Origin of the sequence: Vicingus serpentipes, assembly GCF_007993035.1 — a bacterium.
Taxonomy (GTDB): Bacteria; Bacteroidota; Bacteroidia; order Flavobacteriales_E; family Vicingaceae; genus Vicingus; species Vicingus serpentipes.
Genome location: NZ_VOOS01000001.1, coordinates 451,836 through 475,427, shown reverse-complemented (window position 1 = coordinate 475,427; position 23,592 = coordinate 451,836). Strand labels below are relative to the sequence as shown.

Genomic DNA, 23,592 nt, shown 5'->3' with positions numbered 1-23,592 from the left:
CGCATCTAAACACGAATTTCTTATTGTAATAGGGAATGAGTTAGACCGAAATACCTATAGAAAACACATAAAACCCTGTAACGAAATCGTGACTGTAAATTTGATAAAGCGACAGAATCTTAATTATAATATGAATATCCTATAAAATTGACTTTACTTTTGACAAGCCAACAATAAGGCATGTCTATAAATAGAGAACTTATAAAGAGTCCAAACAATTTTTGTATTTACGTGAAACTGGAATTTCTACACCATTGATTACAATGCTATTATTGTTTATTCTTTCAATAAATTTTTTATTTACCAGATAGGAGCGATGAACCCTAATAAAAGAATCTTTAGGCAGTATATTATCTATGTCAATTAATTTTAATCGTTCTACAAACATTTTTGTTTCAGTGTGAATTTCTAAGTAGTTGTTATCAGATTTGACAAACATTATTTTATTAAAAAAGAGTTTTATCTTTTTATCTTTTTCTTTAACAAATAAATAAGAAATAGCCAATTCTTTCATCACTTTGTCTATGATTTTTTTTATTTCATCAGGTGTAAAAGGTTTTAAAAGGTATCCTTTTGGCTGATGAAAAATTGCCTCTTCTAAGGTTTTTTTATCAGAAAATGATGTAATAAAAATAAAAGGAATATTTAATTTTTTAATATACTCGGCAATTTTTATTCCTTGGTCTTCATTATGCATTCTAATATCTAAAAGAGCTAAGTCAGGCAAATCATTAATATCAATAGATTTCTTAGCCATTTCATAACTTGAAACTATATCATAAACAACATGCCCCAAATCGGTGAGAATTTGCTTGAGATGTTCAGAAATAAGCACATCATCTTCTGCTATTAATATTTTATTTAAGGATTTCTTCATTAAACGTAATTACTGTTACAGCTCCTGCTTCATTAAATATTTTCAACTCACCCATTAATTGACGGCTAACAAATGAACCTATTAAAATTGAGCCCAATGATTGTTTTTTGATTTTGGCAACTTTCTGATCAAATCCTTTGCCATTATCAGCATATTTGAATGTAAAAATACCACCTTCTTTTAGCATGCTAATATTAATGTTTTTGTGTGTATCGTTTTTATCCCAAGCATATTTTATTGAATTGGTAATTAATTCGTTAATAATAAAACCTAACGCTTGAGCTTTTTCGATATTAACAATGTAATCATAGTCTAAATAAAACTCAACATTTTTATCTGTTGCAGAAGTTAAATCGGCAATGATGGAATCTACATATTCTTTTAAATTAATACCGGTATAATTTTCACTGTTGTATAGTTTATGATGGGCCAATGCCAAACTTTTAATTCTCGAAATAGCAACTTGTAAATTCTCCTTTGCCTCTTGACCAACTGCACGTGAAACTTGCAATTCGAGTAAACTAGAAACCATTTGGAAATTATTTTTTACTCTATGATTCACTTCCTTAAGTAACAGTTCCTTTTCCTTCAATTGTTTAACGACTTCATTTTTTTCAATAACAATTTGTTTGGTGTTTTCTTCAATTGTTTTTTCTAGAGCTATTTTTGTTTTTTGAGCTTTTAGTATTCGATATTTAAAATACCCGAAAACAATAATAAATGAGCATAAAATTAGCAGCAAAATAAACCAGGTAGTTTGGTAAAAATAGGGTTCAACAACAAAATTTATTGAAAGAATATCACTACTAGATATGCTGTTGGTTAATTGTAAGTTTAAACGATAATTACCATAAGCAAGCTTCTTTAAAGAAAGCGCACTAGAGTTATGTGTACTCCATTTGCCAGAATTTCCATTTTTATCAAGTTTAATTTTTAATTCTGATTCATTCCCCCAATTTATCAAAACAAAAAGAAATTCAATACTTTGGTCTTGTTGTAAAACAATATTATTAAAAGCAACCTCTTCGGTATTAACAAGTATTTTTTCGAGTTTCAACGAAGGTGGAGTGTGATTTTTAGCCGATAAAAGTGAATTATAATAATATTTATTTGGACCTGCAACTACAACAATATTGCTATCAATAGACTTAATAAAATTGATGTTTGTTAAATTTAGTCCGTTGGTTTGATTGTATTTTTTGTAACTTATTTTGTCTTTTTGTATCTGCAACTCCATTAATCCTGAAGTAGTTGCTAATAAAAATTTGTTTTCTGATATACATTCAACTGATTTAATAATAGTGTTTTTAAATATGTTGATTGATATTGATTGTACCAACTTAAGCTCGCGATACACTTTAACACCATCTTCCATAAAAACCCATAATTCACCGTTGGTATTTTCGTATGCAGCTAGCACCTTTTTCTGATAGCTTAAAATTTTATATTTTTCTTGATTGATAACAATTATATGGTTATCTGAAACTGCATAAACATTATTGGTATGCTTACCATAAAGCAAGTCTTGAAAAGTATACTTTTCAAAATTAGTAGCATCAAAAGAATAAATAGAATCGCTTTTAAAGTACCTCAATTTATTTGACCTAGTTAGGTACCATAGCCTATTCAAATTATCGAACTCTAAATTTAGAGCTGAATTTTCATAGTCACTTTCGTTAGTTCTATAATAAGCTACTTCTTCATCTTTTAAATGAACAACCCCAGAATTATAATTGGCTAGCCATGCTTCGTTTTTACCAACCACACAACCATCAATATGGTGTCTATTTTGCGGGATTTCTTTCGAACCTTTATTGGTATATAAATATCTCTTTCCATTAATAACTCGTTTTAAATGATCTCCATTGTAGAAGTACCAAACTTCATTTTCATATTCTTCAATCTCATTTATCGGTCTAATTATAATGTTTTCTTTACTGTGCAATAGAATGTTATCATCAATCCTTGAAAATCCACGTTGGCCATCGGAGACCCAAATATTAGAGAATCTGTCGATATAAAAATAAATAGGACCATTATGTGTCAACCCATCCTTTTCATCAATGGTAATAACTTCATTTTGGTTTGTTATTAACCTCATTCCATTACCATAAGAGGAAAACCATATCCCTCGATTATCACCTATAATTTCATATACTGACATAGATGTGGTTTCAGCATCTACATAAAATAGGGAGTCGTTTCTGATTTTCTGCAATCCACCATAAAAAGTACCTATCCAAATTTCATTGCCTTTCTCATAATAACATCTTGGAGAACTAATGGATGTTGGTAATTTATACTGAAACAATGAATCATTTCTAAGAAATGCTATTCCAAAAGGAAGAGCTAACCATAATTGGTCATTCTTGTCAAAATGAGTATCGAAAGATTCTTCGAAAAGATTTTTATCAAAATAATGTTCAACATTATTGTTACCTATCTTGTAAACACCATCTGATTGCGTAGAGATCCAAATATTTGATTTTGCATCCTCTCGAACTCTCCAAACATGATCATTTATTTGATTTTGTGGAATATATAGCTGATTGTCTTTTATATAAGCTATACCATGATAAGTTGCTATCCAAATTAACCCTTTGGAATCAGTAAATAAATTCTCTATTTCATTTAATTCAAACTCGTTGGTACCTTTTAATACTTTAAATGTGTTGCCATTATATATAGCCAAACCACTGCTTGAACTCAAAAAAATCAATCCATCTTTATCTTCAGTAATGTCCGTTATTTCTTCAGCAAACAGACCATGCCCTTTATCAAGGTATTTAATATTTAGTTTCGAAACATCTTTAAATGGAAAAGAATTCTCGGCTGGAATCTCTTCAACTACTAATAAAGGATGTTTTTTAAAAAGAAATGGTTCAATATTACTTGGTTTTACAACGCCTTGAAAAGTAGATTTTAGGTTAATATAAGTCTCGGTAACTTTTTTATTGTATTTTGGAGGCGTATCTTCTATCCATCTTGCTTTTTGGATAGTTTTAGTGCTAGGTATAAAATTACCTTTAGGCAAAGGCTCCCAATTTTGAGCAATACCCAATGTTACCATTAAATGGAGCAAAAACGTAACTATTATGGGTTGTAACTTAAACATTATAAGCAAAGTAACACATCAAAATTCTAATTGAACCGTTTTGAATTAATAATGTTGTAAATGGCACTAAATATGGTGAGTTTGAATTCTTTTTTTAGCTTGATAATTAATAAAAAAACCCCACATTGCTGTGGGGTTTTTTTGAATTGTTTTAACCAGATTATTGTACTCTAAACCCTGAGAAAAAACTACTTCTTCCAGAAAATAATGTAGTATTTGCAGATTGACTAGCTGCAATATAAATAGTTTCATTTGCATTTAAATTAATTAAAAAACTTCCATTTCTTACATTGTTATTTCCTGTTTCACAAAACCAATATTCTAATGAGTAAATGAAAACATTATTTTTAAAAACTTGTATAGCATGTCTAGTGCCTGGTCCTTCACCTTTATAGGTTCCTACATTAAACTGATAAATACCATTAGCTGGTGCAGTAAATACACCTGTAGATGAATTGAAGTTGTTACCTAAATCAAAATCTTCAGTACTAAATGGAATTGGTACATTAACCCCACCTGTTACAGGCAAATTAACTCCTTGATAAGCCATAAAAGCACAATTTTTGTTCAAACTAACTGAGTTACCTGAGCTAATCGCTAAATTGTTGGTTGTAGCGTCATACGATAATGTTTGAGCAATACCAACACCATCTGCACCAGCAGGACCTTGAGGGCCAGTTGCACCAGTAGCACCAGTAGCACCAGCAGGACCAGTTAAACCTATTGGACCTTGTGGGCCAGTTGCACCATCTGCACCAGCAGGACCAGTTAAACCTATTGGACCTTGTGGGCCAGTAGCACCAGTAGCACCAGCAGGACCAGTTAAACCTATTGGACCTTGTGGGCCAGTTGCACCATCTGCACCAGCAGGACCAGTTAAACCTATTGGACCTTGAGCACCTGTAGCACCATCAGCACCAGCAGGTCCTTGTGGTCCCATTGGACCTGTTGCACCGTCATTTCCAGCAATACCTTGTGGACCAGTTGCTCCGTCAGCACCAGCAGGACCTTGTGGACCAGTAGCACCGTCAGCACCAGCAGGACCTTGAGGACCTACCGCTCCATCATTACCAGCAGGACCTTGTGGACCTATTGGACCAGGTATTGAGCTGCCAGAAGTTTTTGCATACAAAGCGTAAGGAACGCTTAATAATTGTGATGTTCCCATTACAGCGTAAGATGTTCCTCCTGTTGCATCCATTGCTGTTTCAATAAAATATGGTCCATTAGCCCAGTCAATAGTAGAAAATGTTCCACTTACTACTGATCCAGTTCCTATTTCTAAGTTTACTAAACCATATGCATTAGTTGTTGGAGCAAAAGTTTCTTGATAAACAACAGTTCCCGATGCACCTCCTTGTAGTATAGTTAGTTGCATACCTACTGCTTGGTTAGGTATTGCATTTTGCGAAGCATCTCTTACAACCGATTGGTATTTAAATGCCTCTGGGCTTTGTGCCCATACATTAAATGTTAATGCGGCAAATGCAATTGCCGATAGTATAATTCTTTTCATAGTTCTCTTATTTTTTTATGATTTGATACGTTTTTATTTTTTTGTCTTTTTGATTTGTTAATGTTAACAAATACATCCCTTTTGGATATTCTGAAACGTTAACACTCGTTTTTGGAGACTTTAATGTAGATTGATTTAAAATCTTTCCCGTTACATCAAAAAGATGTAAAGTAAACCCATTGTAGTTTTCTAATGAAAGATTAATGAAATCTGTAGCTGGGTTTGGATAAACTTCTACCGAAAAGTCTAAATCTAAATCCTCTACTAAAGTAATGGTCAAATTTGTTTGATGAAACCCTTGGGTTAAATCGTTTGTTCCATCTGAAACAGTTTCAGTAACTGGCTCGCCAATCGTAAAATCGATTGAATTTCCACCGTTACTATAACTATCTCCCTGAGTTGAAATTACCTCTTGTGCATTGACCGATGCAGTTAGTAAAAACAACCCAATAGGAATTATTTTTTTCTTCATAGTTAAAGGTTTTGGTTCGTATTTTATGCTTTACAAGACAATTGTAAATATTAACTATTGTATTTTAAAAAAAATGGTGAGTTTGGAGGGTTTTTTGTTGAGTTTGGTAAAAAAACAAAAAAAGCCCTAAATGGTGAAGGGGCTTGGTTAACTAAAATGTAGGTTCTTTCGTATTAATTCGGTCAAGATTTTAATTGACTAACAATTTGTTTCATGATGAGGCAGTATAATTCTGAAACTTTTTTAAAGTTTTAAAGGTAACCTATAGCAGAATTGTAAAAACTGTACCCGGGATGGGATTCGAACCCACACGTCTACTGACACACGCCCCTCAAGCGTGCACGTCTACCAATTCCGCCACCCGGGTAGGATAGTTGATTGCGAAAATATTGAAGATTTTTGATACTAGAAAACAAGTTCAAGTATATATTCAATAAATTGATTATTTTTAATAAATGAGAATGTCTCAATTAATATTGGTTATAATTTTAATTTCTTCAACTGCTTTTGGCAGTGATTTTTTAATCAATTCTAAAATTGACTCTCTATCCCATTTAATTAAAGAAAATGAGCATGATACATTAAAAGTAAAGGCTCTAATTGCGTTGTCAGAAATATTATATATTTCTGATTTAGATACGGTAATAAATTTGAGTGAAGAAGTTACTCTTATTTGTAATGCTAATTTAGAAAATGATTTAATTGCTTCAGAACGAAGAAGCTTCTTAATGGCAAAATCTGCAGCTTATAATAACATTGGGTTTATTTACGATGATAAAGGAGATGTTATAAAAGCACTAGAATATTATCATAAATCACTTAGTATAAGAGAGGAATTAGATGATAAAAAAGGTATAGCAGTTTCATTAAATAATATTGGAATTATTTACATTAAACAGGGTGAACCAGAACAAGCACTAGAATATTATTTAAAATCTTTAAAAGTAAAACAACAATTAGAAGATTATAAAAGTATGGCTACCTCTTTAAATAATATAGCAGCAGTTTATAAAGAATTGGGTAACCCGGAAAAAGCAATTGAATATTACACAAAATCATTATTAATACGTGAAGAAATTAAGGATGAAAAAGGTATTGCTGTCACTCTAAATAATATAGGAACATTATATAAAGATCGTGGTAGTTTAGATACTGCGTTAAATTACTATGCGAAAGCTTTAGATATTCGAGAAAAAATTGGTGATGATAGAGGTTTAACAAATACATTATCAAACATCGGAAGGGTTGCATTTTTAAAAGAAAATTACCTGCAAGCAGAAAAGTATGGTATTAAGGCATTAGATGTCGCAAATAATTTGGGCTATTTAGAAAGGATAAAGGATGCTTCTTATTTACTGAGTGAAGTATACGAACAACAAAAAAAATGGGAGAAAGCTTTTGAAATGAAAAGTCTCTATATTTTAATTAAAGATAGTGTTAAGAATAAGAAAACAGAGTTAGAATTAATTAAGCAAAAATCTAAATACGATTTAGAAAAAGTAATTAAAGAAAAAGAGATATTAACTAAAGAAAATGACATCAAAACATTGCTTAATGCTAAAAATAGAACTTTAGCTATAGCCTTTATTTTAGCTTTTATTTTAGCCTTGGCAATTATATTTTTTATTTATAGAGAAAATAAAAAGAAAGATTTAATAAATAATTTACTTAGTAAACAGAAAGAAGATGCTCTCAAGCAAAATGATGATAAAATTGTTTTACTAAAAGAAATACATCATAGAGTTAAAAATAGCTTACAAGTTGTTAGTAGTTTAATTCGATTACAATCAAGTGAAGTTGATGATGTAAAAGTTGTTAAAATGTTTGAAGAAACTCAGAATAGAGTATTGTCTATTGCGAAATTACATGAACAGTTATATAGTTCAGAAAATTTGAAAGAAATAGATATTAAACAACATTTTTTACCATTGATAAACGATTTGGTTGAAGAGTATAAGGTTGCGACTAAAATCGATTTAGATTTAAATATTGTTGAAGTGAAAATGGGAGCAGAAACTTTAGTCCCATTAGGTTTAATTATAAATGAAATGATTTCAAACTCTTTAAAGTATGCATTTAAAGATAGAGATACTGGAGTAATAAAAATACATATTAATTATATAGAAAAAAAGACCTATGAAATGATCATAGGCGATAATGGTATTGGGATGTCTAAAGATTTTAATTTTGAAAATTCTAACTCTTTAGGGACTCAGTTAATACAGATATTTACCGAACAATTAAATGGCTCAATTGAGAGGTTGAAAGAAGAAGGAACTGTTTTTAGAATCATCTTTGAAAAACAAGAAAAGTAATTCAAAAAAAAATCCCGTAATTAACGGGATTTTTGTGACCTGGCTGGGGCTCGAACCCAGGACCCTATCATTAAAAGTGATATGCTCTACCAGCTGAGCTACCAAGTCTGGTATTTTTTAAAGGAGTGCAAATATAAAAGCCTTATTTTAAATACCCAAACTTAAAAGGGCTTTTTTTTATGTTTTTATTTAAACTATTGATTAACAGTTCTATTCAAGTATAGGGTGTCGTTCGAAAGGTATGTTTCTATCAAATAAATAGCGATAAGTATGATATTTCCGATAAACTTTAGCTCCCAAATAATCGCTTATTTTTAACATTTTTGGATTAAAATCACCAATCCATGTTAAAACAGTTTCATTATATCGGTTTAATGATACTATATTTTCTTGACTCCATTTTATCATTGCACCTTCAACTCCTCTGCCTTGAAATTTTCTACTCACTCCAAAAACAATTCCAACCATAGTTGTTGGTGTTTGTTTCCATTTATGGTATAAAAACTTTAGTTTTCCCAACCAATTCAAGTTACCATTCACATATTTAAATATTTCGTTCAGCTCTGGAATGTTAATGTAAAATGCAATAGGAGTATCTTTATAATACACAAACACCATAATGTCTTTATCGTAAATTGGTTTTAAAGTCTGCATTATTTCATTTGCAGTTTTTATGTCCATGCTTTTAAAGTTGTCATGACCAGCCCATGCATCATTATATACTGTTCTAAAGTTTTCTGCAGTTTGTTTTAGGCTTAAATTTCTAACATTAGAAATACTGTATTCTTTTCGTTTCATTAAGCGTTCACTTTTTTCTACAAAAACATCCTGAACAGGAACATTCATATCTCTTTTACTCATCAGTTGTTTATAGTAAACCTCAAAGCCATAATCCTCAAATAAGTTTTGATAGTATGGTGGATTATAGTTCATACCATAACTATTAGGGTCTGTAAAATTTTCGGTTAAAAGTCCCCAAAACATATTTTTCTCACCAAAATTAATTGGTCCATCCATCGCTTCCATTTCATTTTTTATAAGCCATTTTTTAGCTGTATCAAACAATAAAAACGCAGCATCTTTATCATTTATACATTCAAAAAATCCAACTCCTCCAGTAGGCTGTTTAAAACTATTAGCTAAATCGTAATTTATAAAAGCTGCAATTCTTCCAATGGTTTTGTTGGCATCATTTTTTAAAATCCACCTGATTATTTTCCCTTTGCTATGTGCTTTATTTTTAGTTGGGTCAAAAACTTTTTCAATGTCTTGTTTTAAATGAGGTATCCAGTTTTTATCTTCTTTATAGATAAACCAAGGTAGATTTAAAAAGTCTTGAGTTGTTTTTTTATTAGTTACTTCTATAATCTTCATTTGTATATCTTTGTTTACAAAAGTGAGCATTAATTAAAAGGCTTAAAAATTTGTTGATGAAAAATAAAGTTATAATAATAACAGGGGCTTCTTCAGGAATAGGAAAAGCTTGTGCCGAAAAATTTGGTGCAATGGGAGCAAAGGTTGTTTTGGCAGCACGGAATATTAATAATCTAAATGAGGCCGCAACTCAGTTGCAAAAATTAAATATAGACTTGTTGGCTGTTCAATGTGATGTGTCGAAAAAAGAGGATTGCGAAAAGTTAATTAATGAAACAGTTTCTAAATATGGAAAGGTAGATGTGTTGATTAATAATGCAGGTATTTCTATGCGAGCTTTATTTAACGATACAGATTTAAGTGTGATAGAGCGAGTAATGAATATAAACTTCTGGGGAACAGTATATTGCACTAAATATGCGTTACCTTATTTATTACAAAGTAAGGGTTCGGTTGTTGGTGTATCATCTATTGCAGGATATTTAGGCTTACCAGCTCGAACGGGCTATTCTGCATCTAAATATGCAATGCAAGGTTTTTTGGATGCATTAAGAACAGAGAATTTAAAAACAGGCTTGCATGTAATGGTTGCTTGCCCAGGTTTTACAGCTTCAAATATTAGAAATACAGCATTATCTTCTGATGGAAGTGCTCAAGGAGAGTCTCCTCGTAAAGAAGAAAAAATGATGACTGCAGAAGAAGTAGCAAATTACATTTACAAAGGAGTTTCTAGTCGTAAACGAACATTGGTGTTAACCACTGAAGGGAAGTTGGCTGTTTTTTTAGGAAAACTGTTCCCTAAATTTATAGAAAAACAGGTGTTTAATAAAATGGCAAAAGAACCTGATTCGCCAATAAAATGAAACTAATTCAACATAAAATATTTTTACTCGGTTTTATGGGCTGTGGTAAATCTACCCTTGGTAAGAAGTTGGCAAATAAATTAGGATTTCAATTTTTCGATTTGGATAAATGTATTGAAGAAAAAGTTCAAATGTCAATAACCGATATATTTAAAACTAAAGGTGAAGAGCAGTTTAGAAAATTAGAATCTGATGAGCTAATTAACATCCTTAACTCTAACGATAATTATGTAGTTGCATTGGGAGGAGGAGCACCTTGTTTTAATGAAAATATGGATTTAATAAACAACTCTGGTACATCTATATATTTAAAATATAATGAAGGTATTTTAGCATCAAGGCTTATTAATGCTAAAGCTGAACGTCCATTAATTGTAAATAAAACGAAAGAAGAATTAATTGACTTTATTGCTAAACTATTAAAAGAAAGAGAGCAATATTATTTAAAAAGTAAACTAGTTATAGAAGGTACTAATATTACAGTAAATGAAGTAACAGATTTACTTTTCAAGGATAGCTAACAACTCAGCTAATTCTTCTTTTTTATCAGGATAACCTAAGTTATCGTAAGTATAAACTAAATGCTGTAACAATCGCTTTATTGTTGTAATGTTATCACAAGGGATGTAATATTCCTTTTTAGGTTCTTTTTTTAATTGCTCTAAAAATTTATCGATGTCGTTTTTTGAAAAAACAGAGCCTTTATTAAACACATTTAGGTAAAATAAAACGTTATTAGTTTCTTCGGCAAAGCCTAAAATAAAGTGAGCTGGAACATTAACTCCATAAATAGGAATATTGAGCTTTTGGCAAACACTCAAATAAATAACCGCGAGTGTAATTGGGTTTCCTTTTTTCGATTCAATTACATTATTGATGTACGAATTTTGTGGAGAGTTTATATTTTTAACATTACCATTAAATCCATGCACTTCAAAAATGATATGATTTAAAACTTTAACTTTTTCAAGAGCAGTTAAATTATCGTTTAAATCGAGCCAAACATCTTGTGTTAACTTACTAATATAGTCTGTAATTGTATTTGGGGCTAAATCAGGGTATTGGTATTTTGCGGCAATAATTGCTCCCTCAAGCAAGTTGTTGGAGTTATTAATCTTCCAATTAATTAGTGCATCTTTAATGACACTAAATTGAAGATGATGTATGATTTCTTCAACTCTTTGTTGTAAAAGATGGTCTAAAGAAGTTTCCCAGGCATACTCCAAATGAGGTATAATATTATCCCCGTAAGAAATAATCTTAGTCTTAATTTCTTGATAAATATCCGTGTCAGGATCATCAAGTAAACTGATTAAAGCTTGTATTTCTGGTTCAGCCATCAACCAAATATACGAGGTTAAGGTACTTTGAGTTTTAGCTTAAATAGTATTTATTAACGCTATTCTGTTAACTTAAGTAGCACTAAGTCTATTAAATTGTTGAGTGGTGTGTGGTAATCTTTACTAAACTTTTTAGTAAAACGATTAGCAATAGCAACACATACAGTGCAGGCGTTGTGTCCTAAAATGGCAGACAAACCATAGATAGCTGAGGTCTCCATTTCAAAATTATTTACACGTAAATTATTTACATTAAATGCCTGTAATTTTTCATTAATTAAAGGTTCCTTTAAGTTAATTCTTAATTTTCTTCCTTGTGGTCCATAGAAACCTGAAGCTGTAGCTGTTATTCCAGTGTGGCAATAATCCTTAAATAAGTTGTGTAACTTTTCTGAAGATTTAATAAAATAGGGTTGAGCTAATTTTTGAGAATAATTGGTTTGGTTGTAAAATTCCTCTAGTAAATTATTCTCTTCTTTTGAAAAGTTATGGTCGTAAAAATTTAATAAACCATCCATACCAAGTGCATATTCAGAAACAATAAAATCATTTACTGCTATATTTTCTTGAAGAGCACCACAAGTTCCTATTCTTACAATATTTAAGGAGGTTTTATTTTCTTTAATTGTTCTACTCTCTAAATCGATATTAACTAAAGCATCCAATTCATTTAATACAATATCAATATTATCTGTTCCAATGCCAGTTCCTAAAACAGTAATTTTTTTACCATTGTATTCACCTGTATGTGTTACAAATTCTCTATTTTCAACTTTAAATTCAATAAAATCAAACTTGTCTGAAATTAATTTTACTCTTTGAGGGTCACCAACAACGATTATATCGTTGGCTATTTGGTGAGGATGTAATTTTAAATGATAAATACTATTGTCTGGGTTTAATACAAGTTCCGACTCCGCTATTTTTTCCATCAGTTGAATTGTTTATCTTTACTATCCAAAGTTAGAAAAATGTTAGCTAAAACAAATAAAATATTAGTACCCATTGATTTTTCGGATCAATCTTTAATTGCACTTTCACAATCTTATAATTTGGCTCAAAAAATTGACGCTGAAATTATTTTGCTTTATGTTATCGAGGAAGTAAATCCGATGATTAAAAGATTGTATAAAGAGTTAAATGGTATTCATGATGCAGTTTTAAACAACTTAAAAAATCTAGCAGAGGAAAAATCGAAAGCAACAGGCCTTAAGATAGATGTTGAAATTGAAGAAGGAAAAATCTATTCAAAAATTATTGAAGTAGCTAAGAAACTTGATGTTACTTTTATAATAATGGGAACTAGAGGTGGTGAAGGATCAAAATTTATAGGTAGTAATGCTAATAAAGTAGTTAAAACAGCCCCTTGTCCAGTAATTACAATTAAAGGTAAAGAACATAATCAAGGTTGTGAAAGAATAGTTTTACCCCTTGATTTAAGTAAGGAAACTAGAGATAAAGTAAATCAAGCTATATTATTTGCGAAATTGTTTAAGGCTGAAATTTTTATTGTTTCTATTCTTTTAACAGGAAAAGAAGACGTAGTAAATACACTAAAAGATCAATTAGTTATTGTTAAACATCATATAGAAAGAGAAGGTATTCAGTGTATAGCAGAGGTAGTTAAAATTTTAAAAAGCGAAGAATCGTTGTCGAACGCAGTAATTAAATATGCCGAAAAAAATAGTGCAGATTTAATTATGATTATGACGCAACAAGAAAATGAAATTAAGCAGTTATTTATTGGTTCTAAAGCAAAAGAAGTGATTAAAAACTCTGAGATACCAGTGTTGAGTATAAAGCCTTCAGCAAATGATAGGATAGAAATTAGTTAATAATAAATACATTTTTTGCAGAATAAAAAACTAAATTTAGGCTCAAATTTAAATTATAAATAGTAAAAATTAATAATGAACAAATTTCGTATTCTTTTCTTCATTCTTATTTCGGCTTTATTCTCATCTTGTTTAAAAACAGAGTTTGATGAATTTGAACTGAATTCAGGGAGTGTAAATTTTTCTAATTATGTAGCAGTTGGTAATTCACTTACACAAGGCTACCAAGATGGTGGTTTGCACAACGAAAATGGACAACATGATAATTCTTATCCAGCAATTCTAGCAGGACAATTTAAGCTTGTTGAGCCAAGTTTAAATTTTTTACAACCACCTGTTATTGGTTCTGGTTCTGGTCATATCCATTTGGAATTTAGAGATGGTAAAATTGAAATCATTAAAAAATATGATCCAGAAAGCACAACTAATGATCCATCTGCAATAGGACTAGATCCTAGTTGGTTAAACTTTGGAGATCATTCTGTTAGGTATAATAATTTAGGTGTTTCTGGTATTAAGTTAGCACATACTTCTGGAGGAGGAGAAAGTGATGCGGATTTAAATTACTTTTTTACTTATGTAAATGAATTTGCAAGGTTTTTAGATTGGGGGACTGTTGCAAACAAGATAACTTACCTTGACCATGTAAAAGCAAGTAATGCTACTTTTTTCACTAATTGGTTAGGTAATAATGATGTTTTAGGTTGGAGTACTGGTGGAGGTGATGATGGTTATAGAGAAGATTTTAACCGTTATTTTTATAAATTAACAGACCCAACTGAGTTTAGAAATAAATATGATTCTGTATTGACTGCATTTAAAAATATGGGAGCTCAGGGAATTTGTGCAACTATCCCAAATGTTACTACTATTCCATTTTTTAACACTGTAACGCTTGAGTCAGTTGGTGCTGATGTTTGGATTACTGAAGGGCCTTATTCAATCAATCCAGGTCTAGTTCGTAAAGCAACAACTGATGATTTATTATTACTTACGGCTCAAGATTCATTAAAGGTAGGAATAGGGTTAATGGAAGCAAATCCACTTTCTCATACAAATGTATTGGATAAAGATGAAAAGATTTTAGCCCAAAATAGATCAACAGCTTACAATGAACATATTAGAGCTTTAGCTGCAAAACATGGTTTTGCGTTTGTGGATATGTATTCTTATTTAGATGAGTTAAAATCAGGACTTACTTTTGATGGTGTTGATTTTTCAACAAAATACATTGAGGGAGGAGCCTTTTCACTTGATGGTGTGCATCCAAATACAAGAGGCTATGCGATAATTGCAAATAAGTTTATTAAAACTATAAATGAATATTATGGTGCAAAAATTCCACCGGTTATTGTATCTAATTATAATGGGGTAATATTGCCTTAACACTTAACTTAAAAATTTAAATATGAAAAAAACTTTACTTTCTTTAATAAGCACATTTGCTGTGACTTTATTAATGGCTCAAAATTGTACTCCTGACGGAGCATTTACTGCTGTTGGTGTTTACCCTGATAGCGCTACAAATATGGCAGTTGCATACGTTGGACAGGCTTATTCACAAACAATTACAGTTATTGCTCCTGCTGATACATGTGTAGAAATAATACCTGGTTTTCCATGCACAGATGTCCCAATTGATAGTATAGTTGTTGAAAGTGTAACTGGATTACCTCCTGGATTTACAATTATGGCTGAAAACTTTAATAATTTGAATTTTCAATTCCCTGGAGGAACTACAAGCTGTATGATTGTTCAAGGTACTGCTCAGTCAGGAGATGAAGGAACTTACCCAATTTTAGTTTCGGGTACATCATACGCAACTGTTGCTGGATTACAACAAAGTCAACCTTACTCTGTAGATTATTATTTTATTGAAGTTGTTAACCCTGTTGGTATTGATGAAGTTGATGATTTAACTTTTTCAATTTCTCAAAACATACCTAACCCTGTAAAGAATTATACAACTATATCTTACAATATGCCAAATTATGGTAATGTATCAGTTCAAATTAGAAACATATTAGGAGAAATGGTAGTCAATGATGTGATTAGTGCACAAGAAGGTAAAAATACATATAGAATTGATGCTACTAATCTATCAAATGGGCTATACTTTTATCAATTTAGTTTAGATAACAAAGTAGTAACTAAGAAGTTTATAGTAAACAAGTAAAAAATAAAACAAATAAATATTTATGAAACGAATAATTTTATCGGCAATTATTGCTGCTCCGATGCTTTGTTTAGCTGGAGGATTCCAATTAAATGTTCAAGGAGTGAAAGCAATTGCTATGGGTGGAGCTTTTACTGGAATTGGCTCTGATGCAAGTACTGTGTTTTTTAATCCAGGGGGGATGAGCAATTTACAAGGACATAATGTAACTGCAGGATTTAGTTTTATTACTCCATCTGTGTCTTTACAAACACCAGAGACAGCAAACATAAATCAAACATCACCAAACGCAACACCGTTTCATGTTTATTATTCTGGGCAATTAACAGATAAGATTACACTAGGTTTCTTAGTAAACAATCAATTTGGTTCTGTTTCTTCTTTTGAAGATGATTGGCAAGGTAGAAATATTATACAAAACATTTCACTTAAATCATTCATGTTTCAGCCAACAATAGCTTATAAAATACATGATAAAGTAAGTGTTGGAGCTGGTTTTGTATACGGACTAGGAACTTTTTCAACTGAAAAAGCAGTACCGGTAGGTTCTGCTACTACAACTGAAGGACAAGCAAGGTTAGAAGGTAGTGGAGATGGAGTTGGATTTAATGTTGGTGTGTTTTCAAATATTTATTCTATTAAGAAAGAAACATCTACAACAGACTTTAAATTAGGAGTTAGTTATCGTTCAAAAATAGCTATTGATTTAACCAATGGAGAAGCAGTCTTTAAAGATATACCAGTTTCTTTACAAAGTAAATTTCCAGCTAAAACAGGTTTTGTATCTAAGTTAACATTACCTTCTGTTTTTACTGCTGGCTTTAGTGTAAAACATACAAAAAATGAAAAATATTCGATAGAGTTTGCTTATGATTTAAATCTTACAGGATGGTCTTCTTATGATACATTAGCTTTTGATTTTGAAAATAGCGATACACCAGACTCTAAAACTACAAAGGACTGGCAGGATGTATTAACTCATCGTTTTGGTGTAGATTTTACATATAAAGAAAAATATAGTGTTAGATTAGGAGCATATTACGATAATTCTCCGATTAAAGATGGTTATTTAAGTCCAGAATTACCTGATGCAACTCAATTGGCTTATACTGCAGGTTTAGCATATAAAGTAAACGACATGGTTTCTGTTGATTTTGGATATATTCGTCAGAGTGCAGAAAGAGAATCATCTCTTGATGCAGCTGGATTTACTGCAAAATATAGAAGAAAAGTGAATGTTTTTAGTTTAGGTGTTAATTTAAAATTTGGAGCTCCCAAAGCGCCTAAAATTGAAGACGCTAATTAATTACTTAACTTAAAATATTATAAATTATGAAATCATTAAAATATATAGGTTTAGGTATAGTAGCATTAGGACTATTTTCTTGTACTAAAACTGAATATGAAGAGTTTGATGCAACCAATGGAGGTGCTGCTAATTTTACAACTTATATTGCTGTAGGTAATTCACTTACTCAGGGTTATCAAGATGGAGGTTTGCATAACGAGTATAACCAACAAGATAATTCATTTCCTGCTATTATTGCAAAACAAATGGGAACAAGTTTTGTTCAACCAACAGTTAAAAGTGCAGATGGTTCTGGATACAGAAAATTATTAAGTCTAGCTCCAAATATTACAACTGTCGCAGGAGTTTCAGGTTGGAATAATTGGGATAAAAATGCTAAATACAATAATCTTGGTATAGCTGGTGTAAAATTAACAGATTGTGTACCAACAGCTGGAGATCCATTTTCACCAACAATTAATCAGGTAGTTACAAGTGGTAATCCATTTGGAAACTTTTTAGAGTTTGGAGTTCCTCTTTCTACACCTCCTGTTTCTTATTTAGAATATGTAAAACAAAGTTCAGCAACTTTTTTTACTTGTTGGCTAGGAAATAATGATGTGTTGGGTTGGGCTACTGCTGGTGGTGATAATGGAACAACAACTATTCCTGGCTTAGGAACTTTAAACTTATCAGAACTAACTCCAGTGAGTGTTTTTAGAGTTAAATATGATTCTATTTTAGATGCATTTCAAGCAATGGGAGCTAAAGGAGTTTGTGCAACTTTACCAGATGTAACTTCTATTCCTTACTTTACTACAGTACCTCATAATCCTATTCCTATGGATGCAGCTACTGCATCTCAAACAAATAGTGCTTATACTTCATATAATGGAGGTTTAGATAGTTATCAAGCAGGAGGAGCTATTTCTGCAGCTGAAGTGAGTCGTCGTAAAATTAATTTTACCGCTTCTAGTTCAAATGCAATAGTTATCGAAGATGAATCTCTAACAACTTTACCAGGATTACCAAACATTAGACAAGCAACTGCAGCAGATTTAATTATTTTACCTGCATCTTCTGATATTGGAAGACAATTAGACCCTAGTAATCCAGCTTCAATTTATGGTGTAGGAGTTGCATTTGCTGATTCATTGGTTTTAACAGAAGCTGAGGTTGCTGAAGTTCAAAGTCATACTAATATGTTAAATAATGAAATAAGAACTTCTGCTTCAAATCATGGTGTAGCATTAGCTGATATGTATTCTTATATGTTTGAATTACAAGCAGGAATGACATTTGATGGAGTTGAATATGGTGCAAAATATATTGAAGGTGGAGCATTTTCTCTTGATGGAGTTCACCCTAATACTAGAGGGTATGCAATTATTGCAAATAAATTTATTGAAACAATAAATTCATATTACGGCTCTAATTTAAAACCTGTACCAGTTCAAAATTATAGAGGAATAATATTTCCTTAAAAATGATTTTTAAATGATAAAATAAAAAGAGGTGGTTACTGAGTTTTTCTCAATTCTACCTCTTTTTTTATAAATATTTCTAAAAATGAAAAAGCCAATTTACCTTATTCTGTCAGTTGTTATATTAACAGTTACTTCTTGCATGAAAACCGAATTTAATGATTTTGAAACTTCATCTGGTACGGCTGATTTTACAAATTTTATCGCTTTGGGAAATTCATTTACACAAGGGTTTCAAGATGGAGGATTGCATAATGAATTTGGTCAACAACAAAATTCTTACCCATCTATAGTAGCAACTCAAATGGGAACAAGTTTTATTCAACCATTGGTTTCGGGTACAGGATCTGGTTATATGCATTTAGAATATAGAAATGGAGAAATTACTGTGATTAAAAACTATGATCATAATATATCAAATAATGATCCTCAAGCAATAGATTATGACCCTTCCTATTTAACATGGGGAGATAAAACTGTTAAATATAATAATCTTGGTGTAGGAGGTTTAAACGTTAGAAATATAATTTCTAGAAACACAACAGAAGCATTGGAGTATCATATTTATTTAGGTTCCAGTGCTCCTGCTCCATTGGCTTGGAATGGTGTTTCAGGAGAACCTATTAGTTCTTATGGAAGATTTTTAGACTTTGGTACAATTAGTAATCGTATTGAATATATTGAGCATGTTAAAAATAGTAACGCTACATTTTTTACAAATTGGTTAGGAATTAATGATGTTATGGGATGGGCAAAAAGTGGGGGAGATGATAAAAGTGGAGCTGCAGCTTTAACTGATGTTGCTGAGTTTAGAGAAAAATATGATACATTATTAGATGTTTTTCAGAATATGGGAGCAAAAGGAGTTTGTGCCACTATTTTTGATTTTACTGAAAGTCCATTATTTACTACCATAACTTTAGAGGCTTTGGATAAAGATATTTGGATTAAAGAAGGTGCTGATACTACGATAATTAGAAAGGCCTTGCCAGAGGACTTAATTTTATTATCTGCTTTATCCTTAGTGAAAGAAGGTACTGGTTTAACACCTTCAAACCCTTTGCCACATCAACAAGTTTTAGATAAAGATGAAGTGATTATTACTAAAAGCCATATTAACATGTTGAATAATGAAATAGTACTATCCTCAAATGCTCATGGATTTCCTATAGTTGATATGTATAATTTTATGAGTAAATTAACTTCAGGGATGAGTATTGATGGGGTTAACTATACTACTAAATTTATTGAAGGTGGTGCTTATTCTTTAGATGGGTTGCATCCCAATACCAGAGGAAATGCAATTATTGCAAATGAGTTTATACGAGTTATTAATGAAAATTTTAATTCAAGTTTAAGACCAGTTGCAGTAAATAATTATAAAGGAATTATTTTTCCGAATTAGTTATTTTTTGAAGCTACCTTTTCCATTAAAATTATAATTGCTAAACCTACACAAGCCATTAAGATTGCCATTAATAGTTGCGGATTTCCATCGTAATTAAAAGGTAAAATGTTTTCTTGTAAAAAAGGAACCTCTTCACCATGAGAGTTTATTCGAAAACTTGTTGTTAGTTTCCATGGCCAAATCTTATTTAAAGAACCAACCAAGAAACCAGTTAATAAAGCAATTGTTAAATCGTGGTATTTCTTAAACATCCAACTAAGAAGTTTAGAAAACGAAAGTAAACCAACAACACAACCAATTCCAAATACTGCTATCGTAGAAATTTTTAAATCTTTAATCGCAGACAAAACTAGTTCGTAAGATCCAAGTAGTAATAAGATAAAACTACCTGAAATACCTGGCAATATCATTGCGCATATAGCAATTGCTCCAGATAAGAAAACAAACCAGAGTGCATCAGGATTTTCCATAGGAGGTAAAATTGTTATATAATATGCAATAGCACTACCAATAAGTAGTGCTAAAAATTTTATTGTATCCCATTTTTTTATCGTTTTTCCTACTAAATATATACTACTTAATATTAGTCCAAAGAAGAATGACCATAGTAGTATGTCGTGATGTTTAAGGAGGTATGTAATTAATTTTGCTAATGAAGCTATACTAATTCCAATACCTAAAAGTAAAGCGACTAAAAAACTTCCATTTATGTGATTCCAAAAACCTTTAATACCATCATTTTTTAAAACCTTTAGGCTTTCTATATTAACAGAACTAATGGTGGAAAGTAATTCTTCATAAATACCTGTAATAAAAGCTATTGTTCCACCAGATACTCCAGGAACAACATCTGCAGCTCCCATTGCTATGCCTTTAGCACTAATTAATAAATAATCCTTTAAGGAACGTTTCATAGTAAGTTAAGCCTCTATTTCAGTATAATAATTTGTAACTCCTCCAACTAAGGAATAGATATTATCTGAGTTTAATTTTTTGGTAACAGCAATTGTAATTGCTCTAGATTTTTTTCCTGAATTGCAGCAAAAAATTACTGGTTTTGAAGTGTCAATTTTGTCTAAATTATTCATTACTTCACCAAGAGGAATATGTTTTCCATTGATATTGTAATCTTCATATTCATAAATTTCACGAACATCAATTAGTTCAAAATCTTCTTTGTTGTCTATTTTAGCTTTAAGCTCTTGAGGTGTAATTTGTTTCATCCTAAAAATTTAATAAAGCATAAATTTATTTAAATTCTTGAATCAATTCTTCTGGTAAATTATCAAAAAAGGTATCTCCTCGTAATCCTAACCTTAAACATTCTAAAGGAATTACTTCATTGTGAGCAATATTTCCTAAGTTAACGTTTGGTCCAAATTGTTTAATAAACCATACTTGTTGTGATTTTTGAGGAGCTTCCCAAAGGATGTTTTCAACCTTAACGTTTGATATGATTTTGTTTACTAATGCTACATGAGCAGTTCCATTTGGTCTGTAAATTCCAACATTTCCACTTTCTCTAGCTTCTGCAATTACTTTCCATGATCCAGCAGCTAATTCATTTTGCATCATTTTTATCCATTTCGATGGACTAATTAAAATACCAGCCTCTTTTGAACCAACTTCAGAAAAAACAGTGAAGTCTTTAGCTAAGTTAGATATGTATTCACATTTTTTTTCATGAGAGATAACAATAGAACCATCAGAAACTTCACAAGTATCTAATTTAAATTTATCCATTAGTCTTCTATAATCATCAAACATTCCACGAGCTATAAAAGCTTCAAATAAAGTTCCTCCAACATAAACTTTTTGTCCAGCAGCTTTATAAATATCTATTTTCTTTTGTAAATCTTTAGAAACATAAGATGTTCCAAAACCTAGTTTAACAACATCAGTAAGATGTGCAGAACAATCAACAAAATTTTCGGCTTGTCTCCAGCTTAATCCTTTGTCCATCATCATTGTTAATCCAACTTGTCTAGGATTTTGACCTCTTTGAGGGATGTGTGGTAATTCGAAATTCATTTTATTTTTTATAATTTTCTAATGTTTCTACAATTGCAGGAAATAAAATTGCATTAGGGTAGTATTCAATAAGTTCTTGAGCAAGTTCTTTATTTGCTGATAAAGCTATATTTAAATGGTCTACAGCATCATTAGTTTTGCCTAGTTCTAATAATAACGCAGTTAATCGAGTGTATATAGCATAATTTTCAGGCTGTTTTTCTAATCCTTCGTAAAGAAATAAAATAGCTTTATCAATGCTTTCATTTTTCTTTACTACTTCTGATAAATCAAGCCAAACTTCTTCATTATCAGCGTCAAGTTCCATTACTTTATAATAAGCAACAACAGCATCTTCAGTAGCTTCGGTTTTAGCTAAAATATCACCATAGATATACCAAAATTCAGAGTTTGTAATTTCTAAATCTATAGCTTTTTTAATAAATTCAAGTGCAGTTTGATCTTTGTTTTGGTATTCGTTAACTACTGCTAAACCTGCTAAAGCATCAGCACAGTAGTCATCAATTTTAATTGCTTTTAAGTAGTTTTTTTCTGCATTAGGGTAATCTTCTAATTTTTCATAACATTCTCCAATGTAATAATAAGTAGAAGAGTCCGGTTCTTCAATTTTAAATGTTTCTTGAAACATTACAATTGCTTCATTGTATTTTTCAAGTAAAGCTAGTGAGTTTGCTTTATTGAAATAAGCAGCAGCAAAATCTTCTTTTATAGCAATGGCGAAATCATAAGCATCAACAGATTTCTCATATAATTCAGCTTTGTTATATGCTATTCCTAAGTTAAACCAAGCAGTATAACTATATGGATAATCATTAAGAAATTCGTTAAAAAATTTTATGCTACTTTCAGTATCGTTTTTTAAGTTGTAACAAAAAGCTATTTCATAAAGTACGGTTTCATTTTCAGGATTATCTTTCAATAATTCTTTTAAAATGTTAATAGCTTTATTAAACTGATTTAAATTTTCGTATTCAAAAGCGATGTTAATATAAATATTTGCTTTTTCGTTTTTATCATCAATTAACTTAACTGCTTTAAAGTAGTTTTCTATAGCTTTATTATGTTGACGAATCTGACTAAAAATATTTGCCTTTGTTAAATAAATTTCAGAATTATAAGGTTCTAAATTTTCTGCAGCATTTAAAATTTCTAATGCTTTATTAGGTTGGTGTGTCTCAGTATAAAACTGAGCCTGTTTAAGCTTTAAAGCTGAAGAAGACGGGTGTTGAGTTAATGAGAAGTCAATTACTTGTTTTGCCTTTTTAGTATCGTTTTGATCCAAATAATAATCAATCAGATTTTCAAATTCTTCAACATCAAAAAAGTAATGGTCGTTCTTTTCGAGCATACGCTCAAAACGACTAGACAATTCTACATCATCATTGTCATCAAAATATGGGTCAAAATCTTCTTCCATCTCTACTTATACAAAGTTAACCCTTTAGTTGTACCACATTTTTTTTTTAAGAATTATTTTCAACATTTATTTAACAATTAA

20 protein-coding genes and 2 tRNA genes are annotated in these 23,592 nt (G+C 30.8%); 9 read left to right on the top strand and 13 right to left on the bottom strand.

What is annotated here, in order from left to right:
- Positions 1 to 199: 199 nt before the first annotated feature.
- The 5 genes from FRY74_RS02105 to FRY74_RS02085 all read right to left on the bottom strand — a co-directional run bounded on the left by FRY74_RS02105 (position 200) and on the right by FRY74_RS02085 (position 6,347).
- Positions 200 to 877 carry a LytR/AlgR family response regulator transcription factor gene (locus FRY74_RS02105; RefSeq protein ID WP_147098133.1) on the bottom strand — a complete coding sequence of 226 codons (678 nt, stop codon included), beginning with the start codon at positions 875 to 877 and terminating at the stop codon, positions 200 to 202.
- Positions 858 to 3,992, bottom strand: coding sequence for a histidine kinase dimerization/phosphoacceptor domain -containing protein (locus tag FRY74_RS02100; protein WP_147098131.1), 3,135 nt, complete (start codon positions 3,990 to 3,992; stop codon positions 858 to 860). Before FRY74_RS02100 ends, FRY74_RS02105 begins: the two co-directional genes overlap by 20 nt.
- A gap of 160 nt (positions 3,993 to 4,152) precedes the next feature.
- Entirely contained in the window at positions 4,153 to 5,508 is a 1,356-nt protein-coding gene (locus tag FRY74_RS13045) for a C1q-like domain-containing protein (protein WP_147098129.1), read from the bottom strand.
- A gap of 7 nt (positions 5,509 to 5,515) precedes the next feature.
- Positions 5,516 to 5,980, bottom strand: coding sequence for a T9SS type A sorting domain-containing protein (locus FRY74_RS02090; RefSeq protein WP_147098128.1), 465 nt, complete (start codon positions 5,978 to 5,980; stop codon positions 5,516 to 5,518).
- Positions 5,981 to 6,265: 285 nt separating this feature from the next.
- Positions 6,266 to 6,347: transfer RNA gene (locus FRY74_RS02085), tRNA-Leu, on the bottom strand.
- 94 nt (positions 6,348 to 6,441) lie between these two features.
- On the opposite strand from FRY74_RS02085, the gene FRY74_RS02080 reads away from it, so the two are divergent.
- A complete protein-coding gene (locus tag FRY74_RS02080; RefSeq protein ID WP_170227921.1) occupies positions 6,442 to 8,295 on the top strand; it encodes a tetratricopeptide repeat-containing sensor histidine kinase in 1,854 nt (617 codons plus the stop codon).
- Between the two features lie 35 nt (positions 8,296 to 8,330).
- Here the strand turns inward: FRY74_RS02080 and FRY74_RS02075 are convergent.
- Positions 8,331 to 8,403, bottom strand: a tRNA-Lys gene (locus FRY74_RS02075).
- Positions 8,404 to 8,505: 102 nt separating this feature from the next.
- Positions 8,506 to 9,669, bottom strand: a complete 1,164-nt coding sequence (locus tag FRY74_RS02070; RefSeq protein WP_147098125.1) for a hypothetical protein — start codon at positions 9,667 to 9,669, stop codon at positions 8,506 to 8,508.
- A gap of 56 nt (positions 9,670 to 9,725) precedes the next feature.
- Between FRY74_RS02070 and FRY74_RS02065 the strand changes: the two genes are divergently transcribed.
- The gene (locus tag FRY74_RS02065; RefSeq protein WP_147098123.1) at positions 9,726 to 10,532 is read left to right on the top strand and encodes an SDR family oxidoreductase; all 807 of its coding nucleotides are present in this window, start codon (positions 9,726 to 9,728) and stop codon (positions 10,530 to 10,532) included.
- A complete protein-coding gene (locus tag FRY74_RS02060; protein WP_147098122.1) occupies positions 10,529 to 11,053 on the top strand; it encodes a shikimate kinase in 525 nt (174 codons plus the stop codon). Before FRY74_RS02065 ends, FRY74_RS02060 begins: the two co-directional genes overlap by 4 nt.
- Here the strand turns inward: FRY74_RS02060 and FRY74_RS02055 are convergent.
- Together FRY74_RS02055 and FRY74_RS02050 are read right to left on the bottom strand one after the other, a co-directional pair.
- A complete protein-coding gene (locus FRY74_RS02055; protein ID WP_147098120.1) occupies positions 11,033 to 11,872 on the bottom strand; it encodes a transglutaminase-like domain-containing protein in 840 nt (279 codons plus the stop codon). The two genes, FRY74_RS02060 and FRY74_RS02055, sit on opposite strands and share 21 nt — an antisense overlap.
- A 59-nt stretch (positions 11,873 to 11,931) precedes the next feature.
- Positions 11,932 to 12,804 (bottom strand): nucleoside phosphorylase, encoded by an 873-nt coding sequence (locus FRY74_RS02050; RefSeq protein ID WP_147098118.1) that lies wholly within the window; start codon positions 12,802 to 12,804, stop codon positions 11,932 to 11,934.
- A gap of 39 nt (positions 12,805 to 12,843) precedes the next feature.
- Between FRY74_RS02050 and FRY74_RS02045 the strand changes: the two genes are divergently transcribed.
- From FRY74_RS02045 to FRY74_RS02020, 6 genes are all read left to right on the top strand, one after another.
- Positions 12,844 to 13,707, top strand: coding sequence for a universal stress protein (locus FRY74_RS02045; protein ID WP_147098117.1), 864 nt, complete (start codon positions 12,844 to 12,846; stop codon positions 13,705 to 13,707).
- A gap of 75 nt (positions 13,708 to 13,782) precedes the next feature.
- Positions 13,783 to 15,093, top strand: a complete 1,311-nt coding sequence (locus tag FRY74_RS02040) for an SGNH/GDSL hydrolase family protein (protein ID WP_147098115.1) — start codon at positions 13,783 to 13,785, stop codon at positions 15,091 to 15,093.
- A gap of 22 nt (positions 15,094 to 15,115) precedes the next feature.
- Positions 15,116 to 15,883 carry a T9SS type A sorting domain-containing protein gene (locus FRY74_RS02035; RefSeq protein ID WP_147098114.1) on the top strand — a complete coding sequence of 256 codons (768 nt, stop codon included), beginning with the start codon at positions 15,116 to 15,118 and terminating at the stop codon, positions 15,881 to 15,883.
- A gap of 22 nt (positions 15,884 to 15,905) precedes the next feature.
- Positions 15,906 to 17,189: an OmpP1/FadL family transporter gene (locus FRY74_RS02030; protein ID WP_147098112.1), complete on the top strand. Its 1,284-nt coding sequence runs from the start codon at positions 15,906 to 15,908 to the stop codon at positions 17,187 to 17,189.
- Between the two features lie 26 nt (positions 17,190 to 17,215).
- A complete protein-coding gene (locus tag FRY74_RS02025; RefSeq protein ID WP_147098111.1) occupies positions 17,216 to 18,655 on the top strand; it encodes an SGNH/GDSL hydrolase family protein in 1,440 nt (479 codons plus the stop codon).
- Between the two features lie 85 nt (positions 18,656 to 18,740).
- Entirely contained in the window at positions 18,741 to 20,060 is a 1,320-nt protein-coding gene (locus FRY74_RS02020) for an SGNH/GDSL hydrolase family protein (RefSeq protein ID WP_147098109.1), read from the top strand.
- Here FRY74_RS02020 and FRY74_RS02015 read toward each other — a convergent pair.
- The 4 genes from FRY74_RS02015 to FRY74_RS02000 are packed head-to-tail and all read right to left on the bottom strand — an operon-like array spanning position 20,057 to position 23,511.
- Positions 20,057 to 20,977 (bottom strand): DUF368 domain-containing protein, encoded by a 921-nt coding sequence (locus FRY74_RS02015; RefSeq protein ID WP_147098108.1) that lies wholly within the window; start codon positions 20,975 to 20,977, stop codon positions 20,057 to 20,059. The genes FRY74_RS02020 and FRY74_RS02015 overlap by 4 nt on opposite strands.
- Before the next feature lie 6 nt (positions 20,978 to 20,983).
- Complete coding sequence (locus FRY74_RS02010; protein ID WP_147098106.1) at positions 20,984 to 21,286, bottom strand: rhodanese-like domain-containing protein; 303 nt, start codon at positions 21,284 to 21,286, stop codon at positions 20,984 to 20,986.
- Between the two features lie 25 nt (positions 21,287 to 21,311).
- Complete coding sequence (locus FRY74_RS02005) at positions 21,312 to 22,094, bottom strand: phosphosulfolactate synthase (protein ID WP_147098105.1); 783 nt, start codon at positions 22,092 to 22,094, stop codon at positions 21,312 to 21,314.
- Position 22,095: 1 nt separating this feature from the next.
- Positions 22,096 to 23,511, bottom strand: coding sequence for a tetratricopeptide repeat protein (locus FRY74_RS02000; protein WP_147098104.1), 1,416 nt, complete (start codon positions 23,509 to 23,511; stop codon positions 22,096 to 22,098).
- Between the last annotated feature and the right edge of the window lie 81 nt (positions 23,512 to 23,592).

Coding starts and splice junctions, on each gene's coding strand:
- FRY74_RS02060 (WP_147098122.1), top strand. CDS start 10,529: ATGAAACTAATTCAACATAAAATATTTTTACTCGGTTTTATGGGCTGT.
- FRY74_RS02065 (WP_147098123.1), top strand. CDS start 9,726: ATGAAAAATAAAGTTATAATAATAACAGGGGCTTCTTCAGGAATAGGA.
- FRY74_RS02000 (WP_147098104.1), bottom strand. CDS start 23,511: ATGGAAGAAGATTTTGACCCATATTTTGATGACAATGATGATGTAGAA.
- FRY74_RS02100 (WP_147098131.1), bottom strand. CDS start 3,992: ATGTTTAAGTTACAACCCATAATAGTTACGTTTTTGCTCCATTTAATG.
- FRY74_RS02035 (WP_147098114.1), top strand. CDS start 15,116: ATGAAAAAAACTTTACTTTCTTTAATAAGCACATTTGCTGTGACTTTA.
- FRY74_RS02025 (WP_147098111.1), top strand. CDS start 17,216: ATGAAATCATTAAAATATATAGGTTTAGGTATAGTAGCATTAGGACTA.
- FRY74_RS02050 (WP_147098118.1), bottom strand. CDS start 12,804: ATGGAAAAAATAGCGGAGTCGGAACTTGTATTAAACCCAGACAATAGT.
- FRY74_RS02005 (WP_147098105.1), bottom strand. CDS start 22,094: ATGAATTTCGAATTACCACACATCCCTCAAAGAGGTCAAAATCCTAGA.
- FRY74_RS13045 (WP_147098129.1), bottom strand. CDS start 5,508: ATGAAAAGAATTATACTATCGGCAATTGCATTTGCCGCATTAACATTT.
- FRY74_RS02055 (WP_147098120.1), bottom strand. CDS start 11,872: ATGGCTGAACCAGAAATACAAGCTTTAATCAGTTTACTTGATGATCCT.
- FRY74_RS02070 (WP_147098125.1), bottom strand. CDS start 9,669: ATGAAGATTATAGAAGTAACTAATAAAAAAACAACTCAAGACTTTTTA.
- FRY74_RS02045 (WP_147098117.1), top strand. CDS start 12,844: ATGTTAGCTAAAACAAATAAAATATTAGTACCCATTGATTTTTCGGAT.
- FRY74_RS02040 (WP_147098115.1), top strand. CDS start 13,783: ATGAACAAATTTCGTATTCTTTTCTTCATTCTTATTTCGGCTTTATTC.
- FRY74_RS02010 (WP_147098106.1), bottom strand. CDS start 21,286: ATGAAACAAATTACACCTCAAGAGCTTAAAGCTAAAATAGACAACAAA.
- FRY74_RS02020 (WP_147098109.1), top strand. CDS start 18,741: ATGAAAAAGCCAATTTACCTTATTCTGTCAGTTGTTATATTAACAGTT.
- FRY74_RS02015 (WP_147098108.1), bottom strand. CDS start 20,977: ATGAAACGTTCCTTAAAGGATTATTTATTAATTAGTGCTAAAGGCATA.
- FRY74_RS02030 (WP_147098112.1), top strand. CDS start 15,906: ATGAAACGAATAATTTTATCGGCAATTATTGCTGCTCCGATGCTTTGT.
- FRY74_RS02105 (WP_147098133.1), bottom strand. CDS start 877: ATGAAGAAATCCTTAAATAAAATATTAATAGCAGAAGATGATGTGCTT.
- FRY74_RS02090 (WP_147098128.1), bottom strand. CDS start 5,980: ATGAAGAAAAAAATAATTCCTATTGGGTTGTTTTTACTAACTGCATCG.
- FRY74_RS02080 (WP_170227921.1), top strand. CDS start 6,442: ATGTCTCAATTAATATTGGTTATAATTTTAATTTCTTCAACTGCTTTT.